The 20,458-nt window shown below is 62.5% G+C and carries 17 protein-coding genes; 6 read left to right on the top strand and 11 right to left on the bottom strand.

What is annotated here, in order from left to right; all coding sequences use genetic code 11:
- Positions 1-25: 25 nt before the first annotated feature.
- On the bottom strand, positions 26-1,051 hold the full coding sequence (locus tag ACZK3J_RS05475; protein ID WP_012510371.1) for an AI-2E family transporter: 1,026 nt from the start codon (positions 1,049-1,051) through the stop codon (positions 26-28).
- Between the two features lie 135 nt (positions 1,052-1,186).
- On the bottom strand, positions 1,187-2,035 hold the full coding sequence (locus tag ACZK3J_RS05470) for an isocitrate lyase/PEP mutase family protein (RefSeq protein WP_134950926.1): 849 nt from the start codon (positions 2,033-2,035) through the stop codon (positions 1,187-1,189).
- Between the two features lie 108 nt (positions 2,036-2,143).
- Between ACZK3J_RS05470 and ACZK3J_RS05465 the strand changes: the two genes are divergently transcribed.
- On the top strand, positions 2,144-3,040 hold the full coding sequence (locus tag ACZK3J_RS05465) for a LysR family transcriptional regulator (protein ID WP_134950927.1): 897 nt from the start codon (positions 2,144-2,146) through the stop codon (positions 3,038-3,040).
- On the opposite strand, the gene ACZK3J_RS05460 is transcribed toward ACZK3J_RS05465, so the two are convergent.
- A complete protein-coding gene (locus tag ACZK3J_RS05460) occupies positions 3,028-4,080 on the bottom strand; it encodes a sensor domain-containing diguanylate cyclase (protein WP_134950928.1) in 1,053 nt (350 codons plus the stop codon). The two genes, ACZK3J_RS05465 and ACZK3J_RS05460, sit on opposite strands and share 13 nt — an antisense overlap.
- 104 nt (positions 4,081-4,184) lie before the next feature.
- Positions 4,185-5,192, bottom strand: a complete 1,008-nt coding sequence (locus tag ACZK3J_RS05455; protein ID WP_049422751.1) for a LacI family DNA-binding transcriptional regulator — start codon at positions 5,190-5,192, stop codon at positions 4,185-4,187.
- Positions 5,193-5,287: 95 nt separating this feature from the next.
- Between ACZK3J_RS05455 and ACZK3J_RS05450 the strand changes: the two genes are divergently transcribed.
- Genes ACZK3J_RS05450 through ACZK3J_RS05430 form a run of 5 tightly spaced genes read left to right on the top strand, consistent with a single transcriptional unit; the run spans position 5,288 to position 9,920 of the window.
- Entirely contained in the window at positions 5,288-6,340 is a 1,053-nt protein-coding gene (locus ACZK3J_RS05450; protein ID WP_478476526.1) for a sugar phosphate isomerase/epimerase family protein, read from the top strand.
- 27 nt (positions 6,341-6,367) lie between these two features.
- Positions 6,368-7,585, top strand: coding sequence for a nucleoside permease (locus ACZK3J_RS05445; RefSeq protein WP_478476524.1), 1,218 nt, complete (start codon positions 6,368-6,370; stop codon positions 7,583-7,585).
- Between the two features lie 12 nt (positions 7,586-7,597).
- Positions 7,598-8,722, top strand: a complete 1,125-nt coding sequence (locus ACZK3J_RS05440; protein WP_478476522.1) for a Gfo/Idh/MocA family protein — start codon at positions 7,598-7,600, stop codon at positions 8,720-8,722.
- 19 nt (positions 8,723-8,741) lie between these two features.
- Positions 8,742-9,605, top strand: a complete 864-nt coding sequence (locus tag ACZK3J_RS05435) for a sugar phosphate isomerase/epimerase family protein (RefSeq protein ID WP_478476521.1) — start codon at positions 8,742-8,744, stop codon at positions 9,603-9,605.
- An 18-nt stretch (positions 9,606-9,623) separates the two neighbouring features.
- Positions 9,624-9,920 carry a c-type cytochrome gene (locus ACZK3J_RS05430; protein WP_478476519.1) on the top strand — a complete coding sequence of 99 codons (297 nt, stop codon included), beginning with the start codon at positions 9,624-9,626 and terminating at the stop codon, positions 9,918-9,920.
- A 30-nt stretch (positions 9,921-9,950) separates the two neighbouring features.
- Here ACZK3J_RS05430 and ACZK3J_RS05425 read toward each other — a convergent pair whose 3' ends face one another.
- From ACZK3J_RS05425 to ACZK3J_RS05395, 7 genes are all read right to left on the bottom strand, one after another.
- Complete coding sequence (locus ACZK3J_RS05425; protein WP_478476518.1) at positions 9,951-10,694, bottom strand: 3-keto-disaccharide hydrolase; 744 nt, start codon at positions 10,692-10,694, stop codon at positions 9,951-9,953.
- Between the two features lie 14 nt (positions 10,695-10,708).
- Positions 10,709-11,284 (bottom strand): gluconate 2-dehydrogenase subunit 3 family protein, encoded by a 576-nt coding sequence (locus ACZK3J_RS05420; RefSeq protein WP_369353425.1) that lies wholly within the window; start codon positions 11,282-11,284, stop codon positions 10,709-10,711.
- A complete protein-coding gene (locus ACZK3J_RS05415; protein WP_478476516.1) occupies positions 11,284-12,969 on the bottom strand; it encodes a GMC oxidoreductase in 1,686 nt (561 codons plus the stop codon). The genes ACZK3J_RS05420 and ACZK3J_RS05415 overlap by 1 nt, the downstream gene beginning before the upstream one ends.
- Before the next feature lie 27 nt (positions 12,970-12,996).
- The gene (locus tag ACZK3J_RS05410) at positions 12,997-13,893 is read right to left on the bottom strand and encodes a hydroxypyruvate isomerase family protein (protein ID WP_478476514.1); all 897 of its coding nucleotides are present in this window, start codon (positions 13,891-13,893) and stop codon (positions 12,997-12,999) included.
- 558 nt (positions 13,894-14,451) lie between these two features.
- Positions 14,452-15,234 (bottom strand): hypothetical protein, encoded by a 783-nt coding sequence (locus ACZK3J_RS05405; RefSeq protein WP_478476512.1) that lies wholly within the window; start codon positions 15,232-15,234, stop codon positions 14,452-14,454.
- A 582-nt stretch (positions 15,235-15,816) separates the two neighbouring features.
- The gene (locus ACZK3J_RS05400) at positions 15,817-16,140 is read right to left on the bottom strand and encodes a hypothetical protein (RefSeq protein WP_478476510.1); all 324 of its coding nucleotides are present in this window, start codon (positions 16,138-16,140) and stop codon (positions 15,817-15,819) included.
- A 185-nt stretch (positions 16,141-16,325) separates the two neighbouring features.
- On the bottom strand, positions 16,326-19,700 hold the full coding sequence (locus ACZK3J_RS05395; RefSeq protein WP_478476509.1) for an RNA-directed DNA polymerase: 3,375 nt from the start codon (positions 19,698-19,700) through the stop codon (positions 16,326-16,328).
- Positions 19,701-20,458 lie beyond the last annotated feature (758 nt).

Below are 20,458 nucleotides of genomic sequence, written 5' to 3'. Positions count from 1 at the left end.
GGCGAATGCGTCACACCCTGCCGTACTAGATCCAGCGCTGGTCGACCAGTTCGCGCTTCACGTAGGCGTAGAACACCGGCGCCGCCACCAGGCCGGGCAGGCCGAACGCCGCTTCCATCACCAGCATCGCCAACAGCAGCTCCCAGGCGCGGGCCTGGATTTCGCCGCCAACGATGCGCGCATTGAGGAAGTACTCCAGCTTGTGGATCACGATCAGGTACAGCAGCGCCGCCACGGCCACGTAGAACGAGACCGACAGCGCGACGATGGTGATGATGGTGTTGGAAATGATGTTGCCCACCACCGGCAGCAGGCCGGCGATGAAGGTGATCAGTACCAGGGTCTTGGACAGTGGCAGGTGCACGCCGAACAACGGCAGCACGCCCAGCAGGAAGATGGCGGTGAACACGGTGTTGAGCAGCGAGATCTTCACCTGCGCGAACACCACCTGGCGGAACGCGGTGGCCAGGCGGCTGGTGCGGCCGATCAGCTCCTGCGCCAGCGGGCCCATCTTCGGCAGCGGCAGTTCGTCATACAGCGCGATCATCGCGCCCAGCACCATTCCGATCAGTACGCGTACGCCCACCTGCACCACCGAGGTACCGGCCACGCCCAGCTGGCGCTGATGCTCGGCGGCCCAGTCGTTCAGTGCCGTGCGCAGCGCCGGCATGTCCTCGGGGATGTACGGCTGCAGCAGCGCCGGCACCTGGTGCCGCGACGAATTGAGGATCTCCATCAGCCGCGCCAGCAATGCGTCCGGTCCACCGGTCTCGTTGCGGAAAAATGACGCCACGCCGATCCCGGCCAGCACCAGCGCGCTGATGATCACCGCTGACAGCACGATCACCGCGATCGCCCGCGCCCGGCCTGGCGGCAGCTTGCCCTCCACGGTGGAGGCCAGCAGGTGGGTCAGCTGGAACACCAGCAGGCCCGACAGCAGGGTCACCACCAGGCCCAGCTTCAGCGCCAGCCACATGCCCAGCAGCATCATCAGCCAGGCCGCGATCCTCGGGACGGGGGGCTTGGGCTGGGCAACGAGGGCGTCTTGCATGGGCGGCACGTCCGGGCAGGGTGGCCCATGGTAGAGGATTGGCGGCGATGATTCCGGGTGCAGGATGAACAGGCAACACACGCGGATTCCGCCGCCCCTTCTCCGTCCATCGGCACGTCCGCAATCACGCCCGGATCACACCCGGTCCAGTGCCAGATACCGCGCCGTGCGCACGATCGTCTCACGCTCGCCGAAGCTGGCCAGCTCGCCGGCAACACGCCCGCTGTCGCCAGTCGCTGCGATCTCCTGCAGGGTGCGCTGCATGGCCCGGATCGCAGCGCGCTGCAGGTCCGAGGGAATGATCACCAGCCGGTAATCGAGTTCGGCCAGCCGCGCCACCGGCACCAGCGGCGTCTTGCCGCTGTGGAACATGTTGATCAGCTTCGGCCCGGGAACCTGCTGCGAAATCACCTCGATCTGCTCCAGCGCTTCCGGTGCCTCGACGAAGATCATGTCCGCGCCCGCGTCCACATAGGCCTGCGCCCGTTCGATCGCCGCATCCAGGCCTTCGCAGGCGATGGCATCGGTACGCGCGATGATCATCAGCTCCGGGTCGATCCGCGACTGGCAGGCGACACGGATCTTCGTGCACATCTCGCCCGCGTCGACCAGCGTCTTGTCATCCAGGTGTCCGCAGCGCTTGGGGAAGGCCTGGTCCTCGATATGCAGTGCGGCAACCCCTGCCCTTTCGAACGCGCGCACCGTGCGTTCAACATTCGCGGTGCCGCCGAAGCCGGTGTCAGCGTCGGCGATCACCGGCAGATCGCAGGCATCGACGATCCGTTCAACCTGCGCAAGCACTTCGCTGAGGCCGAGCAGGCCGATGTCCGGCACGCCGGCCGAACGCGCGATGGCGCCGCCGCTGGCATAGACCGCATCGAAGCCGGCCAGCTCCACCAGGCGTGCCGACAATCCATCGAATGCACCTGGCGCAATCACGCTGCCCTGGCGGAGCAGATCGCGCAACTGACGTGTCTTTTTCATGGGGTCTCCCTTGTCGTTGGACATCTGCCGTGGGATACCGATGATGTTGCCGCCAGCGGCGACCGTCCAATACCCTGTTCGTACAGCACCAGAACGTTTGAGGTTCCAATGGAACTGCGGCACCTGCGCTACTTCGTCATGACTGCCCAGCTGCAGAGCTTCACCAAGGCCGCCGAGGCCCTGCATATCGCCCAGCCGCCGCTCGGGCAGCAGATCCGCGCCCTGGAGGAAGAGATCGGCACACCGCTGTTCCACCGGCAGGGACGCGGCATCGTGCTCAGCGATGCTGGCCAGGTATTCTGGAGAGCCGCGGAGGACATCCTCGCGCGCGTCGACCAGGCCAAGGAGGAGGCGTTGCGCGCCGCACGCGGCGAGGTCGGTACGTTGACATTGGGGCTGACCGAATCGGCGACCTACAACGAGGCGGTCACCGCGCTGATGCGCAGCTTCCAGCGGGCACATCCGGCGGTGCAGGTGCAGCTGGTCGAAGATGGCAGTGAATCGCTGGTCCGGCGCCTCGATGATGGCGAACTCGATGCAGTGATCGTGCGCCCGCCGTTTTCCGATAGCGGTGAACGGATGACACAGCAACTCAGTGCCGAGCCACTGGTGGCAGTACTGCCGGCCGATCACCCGTTGGCGTGCCGGACAAGCATCGCGCTGGCCGAGCTGCGCGACGAGCGCTTCATCCTGTTCTCGCGGAAATCGGGCCAGGGCCTGAGTGCAGACGTCGTCGCTGCCTGCCGCAGCCAGGGCTTTGCGCCTACCATCCAGCAGGAAGCGCCGCAGGTGGCTTCGGCGATCAACCTTGCCGCTGCCGGCCTGGGCATCGCCATCGTGCCGGCCTCGATGCAGAGCATGCACCGCAGCGGCCTGGCTTTTGTTGCGCTGGAACTGGGCATGCCGACCACTACGCTGCAGTTGGCGGTGCGCTGCAAGCCTCCGGCAACGGCCGCCCAGCTGCTGGCCTGCGCCAGAGACGTGTCAACACCTCATTCGCCATAGCTGGCGTTGTTCTTGCCCTGGCGCTTGGCGTGGTACAGCGCGCGGTCGGCCAGTGCCAGCCAGTCCTCGACGCTGCCACCGCGCGGCGTCGCCGCGATTCCGATGCTGACGCTGAACTCGATGCCCGGGGTTGCCTGCCGTGCTGCCTCCAGAAGTTGCAGCCGAACCCGCTCTGCCACATGCATCGCATCGACGGGCGCACAGTCCTGCAGCAGCACGACGAACTCGTCGCCTCCCAGCCGCGCAGGGGTATCGCCGGGCCGGGCGAAGGCGCGCAAGGTGGAGGCGATATGGCGCAGCACTTCGTCCCCGGCGCGATGACCGTGCGAGTCATTGATGCGCTTGAAGTCATCCACATCAAGCATCAGCAGGCAGGCAAAGCCACCCTGCCCCTGCGCCTTGTCCAGTGCCTGCTGCGCACGGATGATCAGGAAGCCGCGGTTGGCCAGCTCCACCAGCGGGTCCATGCGGCTCAGCCGCTTCAACTGGCGGTTCTGCGATTTCACCCGCCGCGCCAGCTGCCAGCTGAGGATGCTGAGGCCGATGCCGTAGACGAACAGGAACGGAACGCTGAGCACGATCGTGCGCTGCGATGACACCGGCTGGTAAGGAAACCCGAGCCCCCACCAGGTGAGCGCGAATCCCGCTACCAGTGCCAGTGTGGCCCGTACCGCCAGCTTCACCCCACCGGCGGCGATCTTGTCGGCGACCAGCAGCGCGGCGAACAACGCACTGGGTACCACGCTGAGCCCCATGAAGGCGATCCAGCCACCGCCAAAGAAGGAATCAACCACCATGCAACGGAACTGGACCACCGCAGGCTGCCGTGAGCGCTGGGTCAGCACCAGCGCGAGCGCCGGCCAGGCCAGCGCGTTGAGCAGCAGCAACACCCAGGCCCACGGGCCGTCCTGACGTTCAAGAATGATCGAGGCGATGGGAATCGCGCCCAGCCCATTGCCCACGAAGCGCATCCAGCCGATGCGACGTGCCGCGCCGATGCCTTCGACCGCGACTTCCGTCGAGTCCGTCAAGAACGGCATTGCCGACCCCCTTGCGCGATCGCACGCCCTTGCCGGGCGGCCTGTGGTGAGTCTGACACCTCTGCGTCAATTCGGGATCAAGGATTCACGGCGGTTACCCTGCCTCACCCACGCCTGGGTGGCGCCGTTGAACCCCGCAGCATCAGGCTGAAATCCAGCGTCTGCTGCAGCGGCACATCCATGTGCTCGATGATGGCAAGCAGCAGGTTGACCGCGCGCTCACCGATCTCCCGCATCGGTTGCCGGATGGTGGTCAACGGCGGCGTGAGGTAGCGGGAAGATGCCAGATCATCGAAGCCGACGATGGACAGGTCCTCCGGCACGCGGATGCCCAGATCGCGGCAGGCCGCCAGGGTGCCCAGCGCCATCTGATCGCTGAAACAGAAGATCGCCGTTGGCGCAGACATGCCGTCCAGCAGCGCCATGGCAGCCGCATGGCCGGATTCCACCGAAAAGTCACCCGGCACGATGTTCAGCTGGCGCAGGCGTCCACGCGCCTTGCCGGCCGCCCGCACCCCTTCCAGCCGTTGCTGGTGCAGCGGATTGTCCGGCGGTCCGCCGACCACGGCGATCCGCTCGTGTCCCAGCCCATACAGATGTTCCATCACCACGCGCGCGGCCGCGGCGTTATCGATATGGACGCTGGGAATGCCCAGTGCGGGGTCGAACTCGCAGCCGTTGATCACCGGCGCGGCGGCACCGCGCTGCTGGACGATCTCGCGCGCCGTGGGCGGCAGGCGGTGCCCCAGCACGATCATGCCGTCGGCCTCGTTGCGCCGGAGCATCTGCGCATAGCGCTCCTCGCGGTCGGGTTGATGCTGGGTATCGCCGAGCAGAACCGCATAGCCGACCGCCTGTGCGGCGTCCTCCGCCCCCTGCAGGATCTGCGCGAAGAATGGATTGGCGATGTCCGGGACGGTAACCAGGATCTTGCCGCTGCGCTGGGTCTTGAGCGTGCGGGCCACCGTGTTGGGCACATAGCCCAGTGCGGCGGCGGCCTGCTCGATGCGCGCGCGGGTAGCCGGCAGCACTTTGTCCGGCCGGGAAAGCGCCCGCGACACCGTGCCTGCGGAGACGCCGACGTGCTTCGCGATGTCGTAGATGGTGGCCATGGCGTTAGTTCTCCTGTCTGCTGTGCAGTGCACAACAGGTCCTGCGTGAGCCCCTGCTAGGATAATGCAATCGATTGCATCGAGGGCGAATCACGTTGAAGACGCTCAAGGGTCCAGCGCTGTTCCTGGCGCAGTTCATCGGCGACACAGCTCCTTTTGATCGGCTGGACACGCTGGCCGGATGGGCCGCGGGTCTGGGCTATTCTGGCGTACAAGTCCCCACCGGCGCGCCCCACCTGTTCGATCTGGCCGAGGCCGCGCGCAGCCAGGCGTACTGCGACGACGTCGCCGGCATGCTGGCCGGTCATGGCGTGCGGATCACCGAGCTGTCCACCCATCTGCAGGGGCAGCTGGTCGCGGTGCATCCGGCCTACGACAGCCTGTTCGACGGATTCGCGCCGGCGGACAAGCGCGGCGATCCGGCTGCCCGCCAGGCTTGGGCAGTCGAGCAGCTTCTGCTGGCCGCCAAAGCCAGCCAGCGCCTGGGGCTGACCGCGCATGCCACGTTCTCCGGCGCATTGGCCTGGCCCTATTTCTATCCCTGGCCGCAGCGTCCACCGGGACTGGTGGAAGAAGCCTTCGCCGAACTCGGCCGCCGCTGGCGCCCGATCCTGGATGCGTTCGACGCCTGCGGCGTGGACCTGTGCTTCGAGATCCACCCGGGTGAGGACCTGCACGACGGCGCGACCTTTGAACGCTTCCTCGATGTGGTGGACCATCACCCCCGCGCGAAGATCCTGTACGACCCCAGCCACCTGCTGCTGCAGCAGATGGACTACCTGGGCTTCATTGACCGCTACCACGCGCGCATCGGCATCTTCCACGTCAAGGACGCGGAGTATCGCGCCAGCGCGAGCAGCGGCGTGTATGGCGGCTACCAGGACTGGATCGATCGTCCGGGCCGGTTCCGTTCGCCCGGTGATGGCCAGATCGACTTCAAGGCGATCTTCTCCAAGTTCGCCCAGTACGACTTCCCCGGATGGGCGGTACTGGAATGGGAGTGCTGCCTGAAGCACCCGGAGGACGGCGCACGCGAAGGTGCCGCCTTCATCCGCGACCACATCATCCGGGTGACCGAGCGCGCCTTCGATGACTTTGCCGACAGTGGCACGGACGCCGCATCACTGCACCGCATGCTGGGAATCTGAGCCATTACCGCCCCGGGAGGGCAAGCCATGTCGCACGCCATGTCGCGCTTGGGCGCGATGATGTTTCTGCAGTTCTTCATCTGGGGAGCGTGGTTCGTGACCCTCGGGACGTACCTGGTACAGGGCCCGCTGCAGGCCAGCGCCAGCCAGGTCGCAACGGCCTTCCTCAGCCAGTCGATCGGCGCGATCGTCGCGCCCTTCCTGGTCGGCCTGATCGCTGATCGCTACTTCGCCGCGCAGCGCATCCTCGCGGTGCTGCACCTGGCCGGCGCGGTACTGATGTGGCTGGCGTCCACCGCCACCAGCTTCAGTATGTTCTCGGCCTGCGTGATGGGCTACATGCTGCTGTTCATGCCCACGCTGGCACTGGCCAACAGCGTGGCGATGCGGCACATGCAATCGCCTGAGAAGCAGTTCCCGCTGGTGCGCGTGGCCGGCAGCGTCGGCTGGATCGTGGCCGGTGTGCTGATCGGCTGGCTGGGTTGGGAACAGGCGCATCGGCTCGAACTCACCTTCCAGATGGCGGCAGTGGCCTCGCTGGCGCTGGGGCTGTACGCGTTCACCCTGCCGCACACGCCGCCGCTGGCGCAGCAGCGCGACGCCGGGCTCGGGCAGATCCTCGGGCTGGATTCGCTGCGACTGCTGAAGTCGCGTTCGTACCTGGTGTTCTTCCTGGCCTCCATCGCCATCTGCATTCCGCTGGCGTTCTACTACAACTTCACCAACCCCTATCTCAACGACCTGGGCGTACGCGGCGCTGCGGGCCTGCAGTCGCTGGGCCAGGTGTCCGAAGTGCTGCTGATGCTGGCGATGCCGTTCCTGTTCGTGCGGCTGGGGGTGAAGACCATGCTGGCGGTCGGCATGGCGGCCTGGGTGCTGCGCTATGCCCTGTTCGCCTTCGGTGATGCCGGCAGCGGCTTCCCGCTGCTGGTGATCGGCATCGTGCTGCACGGCATCTGCTACGACTTCTTCTTCGTCACCGGCCAGATCTACACCGATGCGCATGCCGGCCCCGCCGTGCGCAGCAGCGCGCAGGGCTTCATCACCCTGGCCACGTACGGCGTGGGCATGCTGATCGGCACCTTCCTGTCCGGCGCGGTGGTGGAGCACTTCACCACCGAGGCCGGCCCCGACTGGCAGCAGATATGGCTGTTCCCGGCCGGCGTTGCACTGGTGGTGTTGATCGCCTTCCTGCTGCTGTTCCGCGACCGGCCCGCCGTGGCCGCCGCTTCTTCCACACCCTGAGGATTCGAGCCGATGCCAACGCTTGGAATCGCCATCGTCGGCGCCGGCATGATCGGCACCGTGCACCGCCGCGCGGCCTTGCTCGCCGGTGCCGAGGTACGCGGCGTCGCCGCTTCGTCAGCGCAGCGCGCGCGTGAGATGGCGCAGCTGTGGAATGTCCCGCGCGCCTATCGGGATATCGAAGAGGTGATCGCCGATCCGCAAGTGCAGGTCGTGCATGTCTGCACGCCCAATCATCTGCACCGCGCGATGGCACAGGCCGCGCTGGAAGCCGGCAAGCACGTGATCTGCGAGAAACCGCTGGCGACCACGCTGGACGATGCGCAGGCGCTGGCGGCGTTGGCCGCCTCGACCGGCTTGGTTGCCACGGTCCCCTTCGTCTACCGCTACCACCCGGTGGTGCGCGAGGCGCGCGCACGCATAGCACAGGGTGATCTGGGGCCGCTGCACCTGATCCACGGCAGCTACCTGCAGGACTGGCTGCTGGACCCGGCCAGCAACAACTGGCGCGTGGACCCGGCGCTGGGTGGCGCATCGCGCGTATTCGCCGACATCGGCTCCCACTGGTGCGACCTGGTGGAATGGGTCAGCGGCGAACGCTTCGCCGAGGTCAGCGCGGCGTTCTCTACGGTCATCGCCGAGCGCGGCGCCGTCAGCGGGCAGAGCTTCAGCACGCCAACCGCAGCCAGCGCAATGCAGGCGGTCTCAAGCGAGGACGTGGCGGCGGCGATGTTCAGGACCGGCGCCGGCACATTGGCGTCGTTGACGGTCAGCCAGGTCTCGGCCGGACGCCACAACCACCTCTGGTTCGAGATCGACGGTGCCAACGCCAGTGTGGCCTTCAACCAGGAGGATGCCGAGCGGCTGTGGATCGGCCTGCCCGACCAGCGCGAGGAGGTCTTCGTGCGCGGACCGGGCGCCGGCGGTGCCGAACAGCGCCGGCTGTCGGTGTTGCCGGCCGGCCACGCGCAGGGCTACGCCCAGTGCTTCGAAGCGTTTGTCGCCGACACCTATCGCGCCATCGAGGGCGAGCGGCCGCAGGGCCTGCCCACCTTCGAGGACGGCCTGCGCTCGGCGCGGATCGTCGATCGTGTCATTGCATCGGCCAGGTCGCGCGCCTGGACTGCCATCGGTTGAAACCCGGGAGGATCTGTTGATGAAAGCCCTTGTCCATGGAACTGCAAGCCTCATTCTGCTGCTCGCTGCCCTGCCCGCTTTTGCAGTCGAAGCCGCCAGCACGCAGAAGCCGATCGCGGTACAGATGTACACCCTGCGCGATGCCGGCTCGCTCGAGCAGCAACTGAAGATCGTCCACGACGCAGGCGTCCATGCGGTGGAAACGGTCGGCACGCAGAACACCAGCGCGGCCGAACTCAAGCAGCTGCTGGACCGGTATTCGATCAGGGCGGTTTCATCGCATGTGCCGCTGGCCGAGCTGCGCAGCAATCTGGACGGGGTGGTGACCTTCAACCGGTCGATCGGCAACACGACGCTGGTGGTGCCGTACCTGGACAAGAAGGATCGCCCGATCGATGCCGCCGGCTGGACCGCCCTGGGCCAGGAACTGGGCCGCATCGCAAAGCAGGTGCGCGGCAAGGGCATGCGTCTGGCCTACCACAACCACGACTTCGAACTGGCCGACTTTGATGGCAGGACCGGACTGGAACTGCTGTTCGCCGCCGCCGGTCCAGACCTGCAGACCGAGCTGGACCTGGCCTGGGTCGCGCGTGCAGGCCTGGACCCGGCAGTGATGCTGGCAAAGTTCCGCGGCCACGTATTCGCGGTACACGCCAAGGACAATGCACCGAAGGGCCAGGCCCAGGACGAAGGCGGATTCGCCGCGGTTGGCCAGGGCGTGCTGGACTGGAACGCGATCCTGCCTGCTGCGGCAGCCGCCGGCGTGCATTGGTACATCATCGAGCACGACCAGCCACGCGATCCGGCCAGGATCATCCAGACCGGTGCGGACTATCTGCGCGAACACCTGACCACCAACGTGCCCGCCCGTGCGCGGCGCTGACGCATCAAGGAGCCCCACATGAAAATGATCCTGACAATGGCGGTGGCCCTGGGTGGCATGAGCGTTGCGACGGCCGCCTGGTGCAAGGACGATCCGGCTGCGGGTGCAAAGCTCTACACCGCGAACTGCGTGGCCTGCCACGGCGCCGATCGTGCGGGCATGCCGGGCGCGTTCCCGGCGCTCACCGACATCGGCAAGCGCATGGCACCCGCACAGATCAAGGAAAAGATCAGCAAGGGCGGTGGGCTGATGCCGCCCTTCTCCCAGCTGTCACAGCAGGAGATCAATGACATCACCAGTTACCTGGCGAAGTAAGCGGCCGACGATCACGCCGGCCGCGTGCCCCTACAGCTCGCGCACCCAGATGTTGCGGTAGCTGACCCTGGAGTCGTGTTCCTGCAGATAGAGCGGCGCACACGCATGCGGCGCGTACGAAGGCGCGCCGATGTACTCGGTCTTGCCCGCCAGCACGGTGTCATCCTGCACCAGCACGCCGTTGTGCAGCACCGTGATGCGCGCGGGCGAGACAAGCCCGCCGCCCGCCGAGAAGCGCGGTGCTTTCCAGAGGATGTCGTAGGCCTGCCACTGTCCCGGTGCGCGCGAGGCGTTCACCAACGGCATGGCCTGCTTGTAGATCGAGCCCGCCTGGCCATTGGCATAGGTCGGGTTGTTGTAGCTGTCGAGCACCTGCAGCTCGTACAGCTCCTGCAGGAAGATGCCGCTGTTGCCGCGGTTCTGTCCGTCGAAGCCCTTCGTGTCGGCAGGCGTGCGCCACTCGACATGCAGCTGGACGTCGCAGAAGCGTTGCCTGGTGCGAATGCCCTTGCTGCCGGGCACGACGGTCATGGCGCCATCGGCAACCTTCCAGGGCACGCGTCCGCCCTGCTCCGACTCCCACGCGGAGACATCCTTGCCATCGAACAGCACGATTGCGTCGGACGGGGCCCTGCCTGGCGGCGTGGCAACGGTCGCAGGCACCGGCGTCCACACCTCGGTCTTCTTCGGGTCGCGCGCGGCGTCGGCACCGTTCTGCGCGAACACGGGTGCGGCGGCCAGCACGGTGGCCGCGATCAGCAGCGGCTTGATCATCCTGTTGCGCTCCATCAGCTGGTCCCCCAGGCGGGCGTGCCGGGAACATAGGCAAGATCGCCGTCGTAGCGCCCCGGCACGGCGACGTACTGCAGCACCCCGGTGGCGCCGACCTTGGAGGTGAAGAAGCCGAAGATGGCCAGCTGCTTGAGCATCGTGAAGTAATGCGGCATCGCCTCGCCCTCTTCAGGCGTACCGGTTTCGGTGACATCGGCATGGCGTGCCTTGGCTTCGGCGTCCAGCGTGCGCAGCAATTCGGTGCGGGCTTCCGGCGTGAGCGACACGAAGCGGCCACCGGCCCGCTTGTCGATATCGGTCAGCCCTGCGCGGAAGGTCGCCTGCTGCCGGGCGGTGTAGCAGTCAGTGACGAAGGTCGCCATGAACAGACCGGCGCCGGCATCCTTCGCCCCTGGTGTCCGGGTCCGAGGCAGGATGGTCTCGGCGATCTCGTCCAGCGTAGCGACGTCGGTATCGGAGAAATGAATCTTGGTGGCGCCCGCCGGCGCCTGACCCTGCACAAGGGCAGGCAACCCAACCATGGCCGCACCGGTGGCGGCGACGATCATCTTCAACAGCTCGCGGCGATCCATCAGAGGTTCCCCGCTTTCAGTTCGCGTACCGCGTGGTCGGCCGCGCGCGCAGTCAGCGCCATGTAGGTCAGCGAAGGATTCACGCAGGCGCTGGAGGTCATGCAGGCACCGTCGGTCACATAGACGTTGGGTGCATCCCAGACCTGGTTGTGCTGGTTCAGCACCGAGCTCTTCCGATCACGTCCCATGCGCGCGGTCCCCATTTCGTGGATGCCCTTGCCCGGGGCGTAATCGTTGTCGTGCATCTTCACGTCCTTGACGCCGGCCGCCTCCAGCATCTCGGCGGCATCGGCGGCCATGTCCTTGCGCATCGCCAGTTCGTTGGCGCGCATGGCAACGTCCATCGCCAGCACCGGCAGCCCCCACTTGTCCTTGCGGTCGCGGTCCAGGCGGATCGTGTTGTCGTGGTGCGGCAGCATTTCACCGAACCCGGTCATGCCGATGCGCCAGTCACCGGGCACGGTCAGCGCCTCCTTCAGGTCGGCACCGATGTTCAGCTCGGCGATCTCACGCGACCAGCCGGTGCGGCTGGCGCCGCCCTGGTAGCCGAAGCCGCGCAGGTAGCCGCGCTTGTCGGCAGCGACGTTGCGGAACCGCGGAATGTAGAAGCCGCAGGGACGACGGCCGAAGTAGTACTTGTCTTCGTAGCCCTCGACCCGGCCCGAGGCACCCGCACCGAAATGATGGTCCATCACGTTGTGCCCCAACTCGCCCGACGAGGAGCCCAGCCCGCCGTCCCAGACATCGGTGGCCGAGTTCATCAGCAACCAGGTCGAGTTGAACGACGACGCGTTGAGGAAGATGACCTTGGCCGTGTACTGGTAGGTCTGCCCGGTCTCGGCGTCGATCACCTCCACGCCACGGGCACGCTTGCGGTCCTTGTCGTAGAGCACTTCCTTGACGATCGAGAACGGCCGCAAGGTCAGGTTGCCGGTCTTCATCGCAGCTGGCAGTGTCGCCGCCTGGGTCGAGAAGTAGGCACCAAAAGGACAGCCCAGGATGCACTTGTTTCGGTACTGGCAGTTGACGCGCCCCTGCTCGGGCATTGGCTTGGTGATGTTGGCAGTGCGCGAGTGGATCATGTGCCGCTTTCCGCCGAAGGCCTTCTTGATACGCGCGGCCACATCCTTCTCGACGATGTTCAACGGGATCGGCGGCAGGAACTCGCCGTCCGGCAACACGTCCAGTCCTTCGCGCGTACCGGCGATGCCGGCGAATTTCTCCACATGGTCGTACCACGGCGCGATATCGGCGTAGCGGATGGGCCAATCGGCTGCGATGCCGTCCTTGAGATTCGCCTCGAAGTCCAGGTCGGAGAAGCGATAGCTCTGCCGGCCCCACAACAATGAGCGGCCGCCGACGTGATAGCCGCGGAACCAATCGAAGCGTTTGGTCTCGATGTAGGGTGAGTCCTGTTCGTTGGCCCACATTCCTTCCAGATTTTCGGCGAGGCCGTAGTCGCGCATCAGCACCGGGAACTTGGCCTTCATCGCCTGCGTCGGACGGTTTCTGTGCGGGAAATCCCACGCCTCCTTCATCGCGTTGACGTAGTCCTTGACGTGCTCGATGTTGCGGCCCCGCTCCAGCATCAGGACCTTCAGGCCCTTTTCGGTCAGCTCCTTCGCCGCCCAACCGCCACTGATTCCCGAGCCAACAACAATGGCGTCGTAGTGATTATCTGCCATGGGTTTCTCACCTGGGTGGATATCGTTTCAGACGTCGCAGAGGCGGATCGCCTCGCGCAATGAGCCAACGGGATCGGGCGCTGCAGGCGTGAACTCCTGCGCCAGATACCCCTTGAAACCGGTGTCGCGGATCGCGCGGCAGATGGCCGGATAGTGGAGCTCCTGCTGGTCTCCAATCTCGTTCCGGCCGGGCACGCCTGCGGTGTGGTAATGCTTGAAGCAGGCGTGATGCTTGCCGATGGTGGCGATGATGTCGCCCTCCATGATCTGCATGTGGTAGATGTCGTAGAGCAGGCCGAAGTTGTCCGAGCCGAGCCGCTGGCACAGCTCCACACCCCATGCGGAGTGGTCGCACAGGTAGTCACGATGGTCGACCTTGGAATTCAGCAGTTCCATCACCAGCACCACCCCGCGCCTCTCGGCGTGCCCGAGGATGCGCTTGAGGCCGGCCTCGGCATTGGCCATGCCGTCCTGCGGGTCCATACCGTTGCGGTTGCCGGAAAAGCAGATGAGGTTTCGATAGCCGGCATCGGCGACCAGATCGATGTGCCGCGTGTAGCGTTCCACCAGCTGGTCGTGGAACTCGCGGCCGGCAAAGCCCTTGGTCAGGCCCAGTTCTGCGCCGTTGCACATCGAGCTGTACACGCCATTCGCCTTCAGCGTGGACCAGTCTTCCGGGCCGACCAGGTCGATCGCGGCAAAGCCGATGTCCTTCACCGTCGCGCAGAGCTGGGCGACCGACAGTTGCGGGAAGGTCCAACGGGCCACGGAGTGCTTCAGGTTGCCCTTGAGCGGCGCCATGGCGGCGAATGCAGGCAGCGTACCCGCAGTACCCAGAGCTACGCCTCCAGCAACCGCCATGCGCAACGCATCGCGCCGCGTGAGGCCCGCCGCCGGGGCCGGTCTGATCGAATGGATGGACATCCACCTGCCGGCCTCCCAACCGGTATCAAACGCAACGATTCACAGCAATGCAATCGATTGCACCATAGGGGAGGAAATTGTCTGTTTGCAAGTCGCGGTGCACGAAAACCGATGCTGCGGGGCACAACTCCGAAGGGATTCCGGATAAAGAAAAGCCCCGCATGAGCGGGGCTTTCTTTTCTGCTGCGAACGAGCGTTCGATCAGAACGGTTGTGTACACAGGAGCAAATCAGACTAGCGCCCGAGTGGACGAAAAAAATACATTTAAATCAATAGCCTAAGAGGAAGCCAGGAGACATTTCCCTCAACCATGCGAGCTGATTCAGTAGATTTTCCAGCCCGCTAGCGCATGAGCCGGCCCTTTAGAGCGCAACTGCCATCTGCCGCTGGCGCTTGTCTAAGCCCTGGTAGCACAAGAAAAGAATCGGCCTACTCGGCATCGGACCTCAAACAGCGGTAGCAGGACCGGTGCCACGCAGCCCCTCCACGCCCAACATGCACGTTGGTTTTGCCTGAGGTCCCGCCGAGCAACAGGCCGCGGGGCGACGCATCGTGCAATCACATGCGTCGGATTCTGTAGCCACTAATCACTGGATTGCGCATGGCGTAAGCCCAGCTCCAACCTCCTCCCATCAAACGTCCTCCAAGCAGCGCCACATGCCCCAGCCTCCTCGCTGCCGGCGACACTGCGAACTCAGCCGGAAGCCCTTTCTTCACCGCCTTGTCTAAGGCTTTCGTCAATCCAGCATTGGGCGTGATGAGTTCGATTTGCTCACCAGGCAGTAGTCCATTGAGCAGTCCCACCAACGCCGCTCTCCCGCCCAGAACGCCTATATTGGAGGTTTGTTCGGGCTTCCACTTTTGAATTCGAATCAATCGCATAAATCGAGACTTCGACCGCTTCACTACGTGGAGCTGCACCTTCCCGAATCCAATCGGCTCCAGTACATATCGATACGCAGGACTCCACTCGCAGGCGGGCTGGCCACGGTCGGGGTTCGACAGTACAAGCACGCGGGTCACGTTCCACTGCCACTGCAGCCAAACTGCGACTGGCAGTATCGGGGCCAAGAGCATCATCATTCCCGCTCGGAACATCGAAGGGCTCATTCCACCGGAGACGGACTTTAGAACCAGTCCCGTCACACCAAAAATGCTCCAGACCACCGTCCAAGTCATCGCTGCGCTCTGCGTCACCAAGTATCGCTCACGTCCCTGGCGCCGTTCGATGATGCCCCAGAATGCGAACAGCGCAACCACAGACAGCAGCGAACTTATGTAGATCCATGACCACGCCGGTATCCATTTCCAATAGAGAACCTCCCAATCCAGCCAGTTCATGCTTGCCCTCCAATGAGTTGCCTTCTATATCGGCAGCTTGGAAGAAAAAAAGACCCCGGCGAATGCCGAGGCGCTATTCTTCATGCACATAGCTAGAGCATCTCTTAAACAGCAGTAGTGGCCCAAGCGACTTTTCCACTGCGCACCCTATATAACCAGCCGAGACTGTACGCACCTGGCACGCAGCAAACGCCTGAGGCGCTGCTTATCACCCGACGCTATCAGCAGAAAAACGAATGGTTGAGCGAGCGACCCGAACCTGAAGGAGCAAAACGCGCGCCAACATCCCAAAGCTAGATGAGGGCTGCTCCGGTGATTGCTGACGAGATGCCTCTCCACATCCGACAGTCCCTCATCACGCATTGCAGCGCCCCGGACGCAGCCTATGCCACGACAATAGCCTCATGAGCTGCGCAAGAACTGGTTGGGGGACCAAGGACATACTTGCTGGCAGCAAGCTCCGTCTGATGGTAGCCCAGAATTGACTGATGCTCGGCAGCAGCCATGGGCACACATAGAACGGACGCAATTAGAGCCGCAGGGCAAAGCAGCATCGACTCCGCAGAAACTTCAAGGCGCTTCTCAAATAAGAGCCCAACCCTCGACAAAACTGGGGAAGAGAAGCTGCTTTCCACCATCATCTACTGCATCGAGCCTCGTCTTAACCTCGTCGAGGCCGAGAGTCTTCGCAAGGTGATCCGCGATCTGCTCCAAAGGGAACGACTTCTTTGTAGCAAAAAGCGTGAAATTAATATTCCCCCAGCCTTTGCGGTTGCAGACGATGAAGTAAAGCCAGTAGTCGTGAGCAGAGCTGAGCTGCTTCTTGTTCAGGGTGATGTTGAACTCGAGCCCATTCTTCGCGATGTAGCTGGGAACGTTGAGCATCTCTGAGACTGGCGAAGACATTATTGCTCCTATTGATTGAAAGACACACAGATACAGACAGCACCATCTGAACATTCACAACTTTACAAGAACATACCAACAAATACCAAGAATGGAAATAAACCTGCCGAAAAATCTCAGAACTCCATTCCACCCGAAGAATCGCTCAGACCCATCACATCAGCAAACAGATCGTCGAAAGGCACCTAGGCGCGATCTAGTCCCGCAGGCGGCGCCTTGCCTATGCGCTCCTTCACCTCCTTCATCTTCGCCACTGCGGGCAGCGCTGCCTCAAGCTCAGGCCCGAAATCCTCCAAGCGCACATCTATGACCGACACAGCCAGCTGATTACCGCCATGAGAATGAGACATTAGTCTCTTATGCTCCTTTTCGTAGGGCGCCTGAGCTGTAGAGCCGCCGAATTCGCCGATGTTGGCAATCAAAACATGCTGGTACATGTGATATCGAAGCGCAGCAACCATTCCATCAAAAGTCTTTACATCTTTGTTCATAGCCGCGACGACGTACATGTGACTTTCATTTCGTAGATCCGAGGCCAGAGAAAGGTCCGTAGCATCGAAGCACACTGAGCCTGTCACTCGGTAGGACCTTTCGATCGCCCTACCGGAGTCAAGAAGTTCGATGACGACCTGGTAAGGCCGCCACGGCCTTATACCTAGCCTACGCTCCTCAGGAGTGAGGTTGAATTTACCCTGATCTACCTCAATCCAAGAGCGGCGGCCTGCATGTCGCTGCGGGACAAGCCACCGAGCCGCATTGATAGGCTCGCCAGTGGTCGGCTCCTTCGCCCCCAATAGTCCATAGAACAGCATCGCCCCAGTCGAGTCTGAGAAGGCCCTCATGAGATCCTGGTCGTCGACATGGATGCTGAGCTCAGGGAACAACACGACATCGATATGAGGCTTCTCCGAAGCTCCCAATACATACTCGCGTGCTGCCAAGTGCTTACTGGTAAGATGCAGCAAAGCTGCAGTGTGATTCCGGTGCTTCTCCCGGTAACCTGGATCATCAAGGCATGACAGCCCATCATTGAAGTGATGATGAAGCGGCATGAGACCCTGAACCATTGCAACTCTCAGTCCGCGCTCTTTGTTTAAGGGCCATTCGACTGGATAGCGGTATATGGGCAAGCGGCTACTGACACCATAGAGTCTGCCTTGGAACTCAAGGCGTTTACTAATTGCGTCCTCAAACTCTCGCCGAGTTGAAATCGTCGCTACCCTTAAATTCTTCCGTTCCGCAACACCCGGCCACCTCAACAAGTGCATCAGCAAATCCGAAAACCACGGCGTAATTGCGGCCGTGGTGCCTCTCAGGCCCTCTGCGGAGTGAAGCATGCCCAAGCGACGCTTCTGCCACGTACTCCTTAGGCCACTATACCAACCCGCGCCCTCGCTGGAGAGCCAGTGACGCGTGGTGAAGTCGGGCTCACCTGTGGCCGCAGCGCGCAGCAAGCGCCCAAACGCATACATCCAGGCATCTTCGCCCCGACACCAAGGAGGAGTGTCATACGTACCATCTGTTCTCTTAAGTGAAGCAACAGCACGCGCCTCCAGCGTAGCGAAGAGTGGATTGTCCAACTGGTCCCAGTCATCGGACCTGACTTCGACGTTCAATGGAGTGAGAAGCTCAGCATCAAAGGCTCGCACTGTCTTTGATCTACCTAACGCTTCGGCGAGCTTTAGCAGAGAATTCTCCTGACTGAAGATCTGACGCGGGTGGGTCACAACAGTCAGAAGCGGCAACCACTTCTTCAAAGGCAGAGGCGAGCTTCCGGCTGACCATCGGCTCTCCGCGAACCGGACCAGATGCCTGGGTGCACAAGCGATCAACGACTGCATCCCATTCCGCTTGGAACCAAGAAGATGCCTAAGCAGATCAGGAGAAGCTCCAGCCACTATCTCCCAAGCCTTTGACACCTGCCTTCTGCTCCTCTTGCTGCCAAAATTTATGAACCACTGCGTGTAGCGCCCGGCATCCTTAAAAATCTGGTGGCCAACTAAGGACACCACGATCTCCTCCTCGAAGGAGATGCCCACAGCAGGCGACCTTCCTCGAGCGAAGAGATGGAGGGCCCTATGGAATCGAAGCTCAGGTGCACCCCGTGGAACTCTAGCTACTTGCCCAACTGATGCCAGAAGAAGACTTGCCTGCTGCTGTACGTACCAAGGGGTCTCCCATTCATCCAGCATTCTTGACGCGAGGTCCGCGAGTGCAACTCGGTATGCTTCCACGTCAGAAATTTCGAAGTTAGGATCCCGCAGAGCCTCCCTACCAGTTTCAGTTGCGCCAGCTTTAAACAAGTCGGCAAGAACATAATAGGCAACCCTCCGCCCCAGCTCGGAGTTGTGGCCAGAGTCCCCCAGCTTGCTCAATAGCGCCTGCTCCACAGGCTCCAGAAGCTCGATACTGGGCCAGATATCCAGCGCATATCGAAGCACCTGAACAAGAGAAGGATTCAGTGCCCATGCAGAGACCAAGCGCCGTGCAGCTGCTTGGTAATCATGCCGCAACGCATCAACCGCCCGCTCACCATCGCTGGACTCCGTCAGGTCAGTAATCCTCCTACGTTCGCGAAGTGAGCGCACCAATCGGTACGCGGAGAAACGCGTAAGAGTGTCATCCCTAACTTCATGCTTCAACGTTGCCACCGTTGCCAGACTAAGATTTCCCTGTGCGGACCTGGCGCCCTCCATGAGTCCAAGCTCAGCTAACGAGAGAAGGCCATTGAACCCGGCTTCAGCGTGCCGTAGGGAATCAAGATCAAAAGGGCCACTCAGTTGCCGTTGAAGCGTCTTCATACGTGCCCCTGTGCCGGACTCAGCTCCAATCTCAACGAGCGTCTCCAGCTGGGTCTTCTTCGCGTTGAGCCGAAGATACGTACCACTTGGCTCGATTGGCGTGGTGTGCTTCTTTAGAAGCCCCTGAACCCAACCAGTAATTTCCTCACCCAACCTGGCGAGATCGTGAGGCATCTTGTCGTTTGTCCCGACTGAGATCACCAGCTTCAGGTCATCGACGTAGCGGCAGTAGTCGTGAATTCGGAAGCTTCCACCTCGGGGCTTACGGCCGATGAAGGAGCCAATCTCACGATCAAAATCAAGCAAGTATGCATTGGCAAAAAATCCACTCGCGACTAATCCCTGAGGAAGGCCAATCGGGAGTACACCATCCCGGAACAGCGAGCTAAGAGCCAAGTCTTCATCACGCCACTTGAAACTCAATGCCCTCAGTGCAATATCCCAGAACGCATCGTCCGCAGGCTGCAAATCACCCTCAGAGTTATCAAAGAACTCTTTATATGCGACCTTCAGCTTCTCTACCAGCAAAGCAATGTCCACGTTGTCAAAGAATGCACTCAGATCCAGACTGACAATGAACACCTTGGCATCTGCGCCAGCTTCAACTTTCTTCGCAATTGTTAGTGGTCGTTCGACATACTTCTGGTAGTCCTGAAAATACCTGCTGTATGTATTTGAATTTCCCCACGCGAAGGATGCGTAAGCGTGATCCTTCGACCAATTGCAAAATAGCCTGTTGCCGTAGCTAAAGACACCCATTTCCGCAGCACTCTCCGCTGGAAGGGACGTATCCCCTTGTGCCGATTCAATACAATCCGCCAGACATAGCATTACGGCGGTCGCAATCGACTGTTCACGCACTCCGATATGAGCAAGAGGGCGCATGACGGGGGCTTGATCACCATCGCTGCGCTGCGGCTGCCACCCCCCTCCGACTCTGGTGCGAAGCACCACACCCCGTTCTTGGGTGCCGGAACTAGCCACGCGGCATCTGTCGCGTAATTCCCACCCGCAACATCTGCGGACCAAGCGGCCAGATTCTCCGGCAGACAGACCCCGGACACGTCGAGCTCCAACACATCGGCGTACCAGTTGTAACGCCGCACGAAGGTGTGAGTCTTCTTCCACGCCTGAGCAAGAACGACCTCATCTTGAACAATCCTTGCTCGCGGAAAGAGCTTGTCGTAACGCGAATCAACAACGCTCATACCTACCCCCATGTATTTGCCTGACGTAAAAGCCCGTACACTTTACTATCAGACTAGCACTCAGCCGGCCTTCGCTTGAATAGAGGGCGAGGTCTCCGCCTCTCGGCCCGTGCTCGCCCCTGCCTAACCTCAGCCGTCGATACCCGCGCACCCAAACCCACGGCACTACATCGGTGACAGAAGCGCCGGAGGTTAAGCTTCGCCCATACGTTTAAGCCTGGCGGACCAAGCCTCTGCCCAACCCCGATTGATCACTCTCTTGGCAGCCAAAGTCGGAAAGCAGATCGTCGGGTTTCCGGGTGCATCCAG

This window comes from Stenotrophomonas sp. 86428_Sma, from assembly GCF_056481585.1.
Note: the sequence above shows the minus strand (reverse complement) of the source record. Positions and strands in the feature narration are given on the sequence as shown.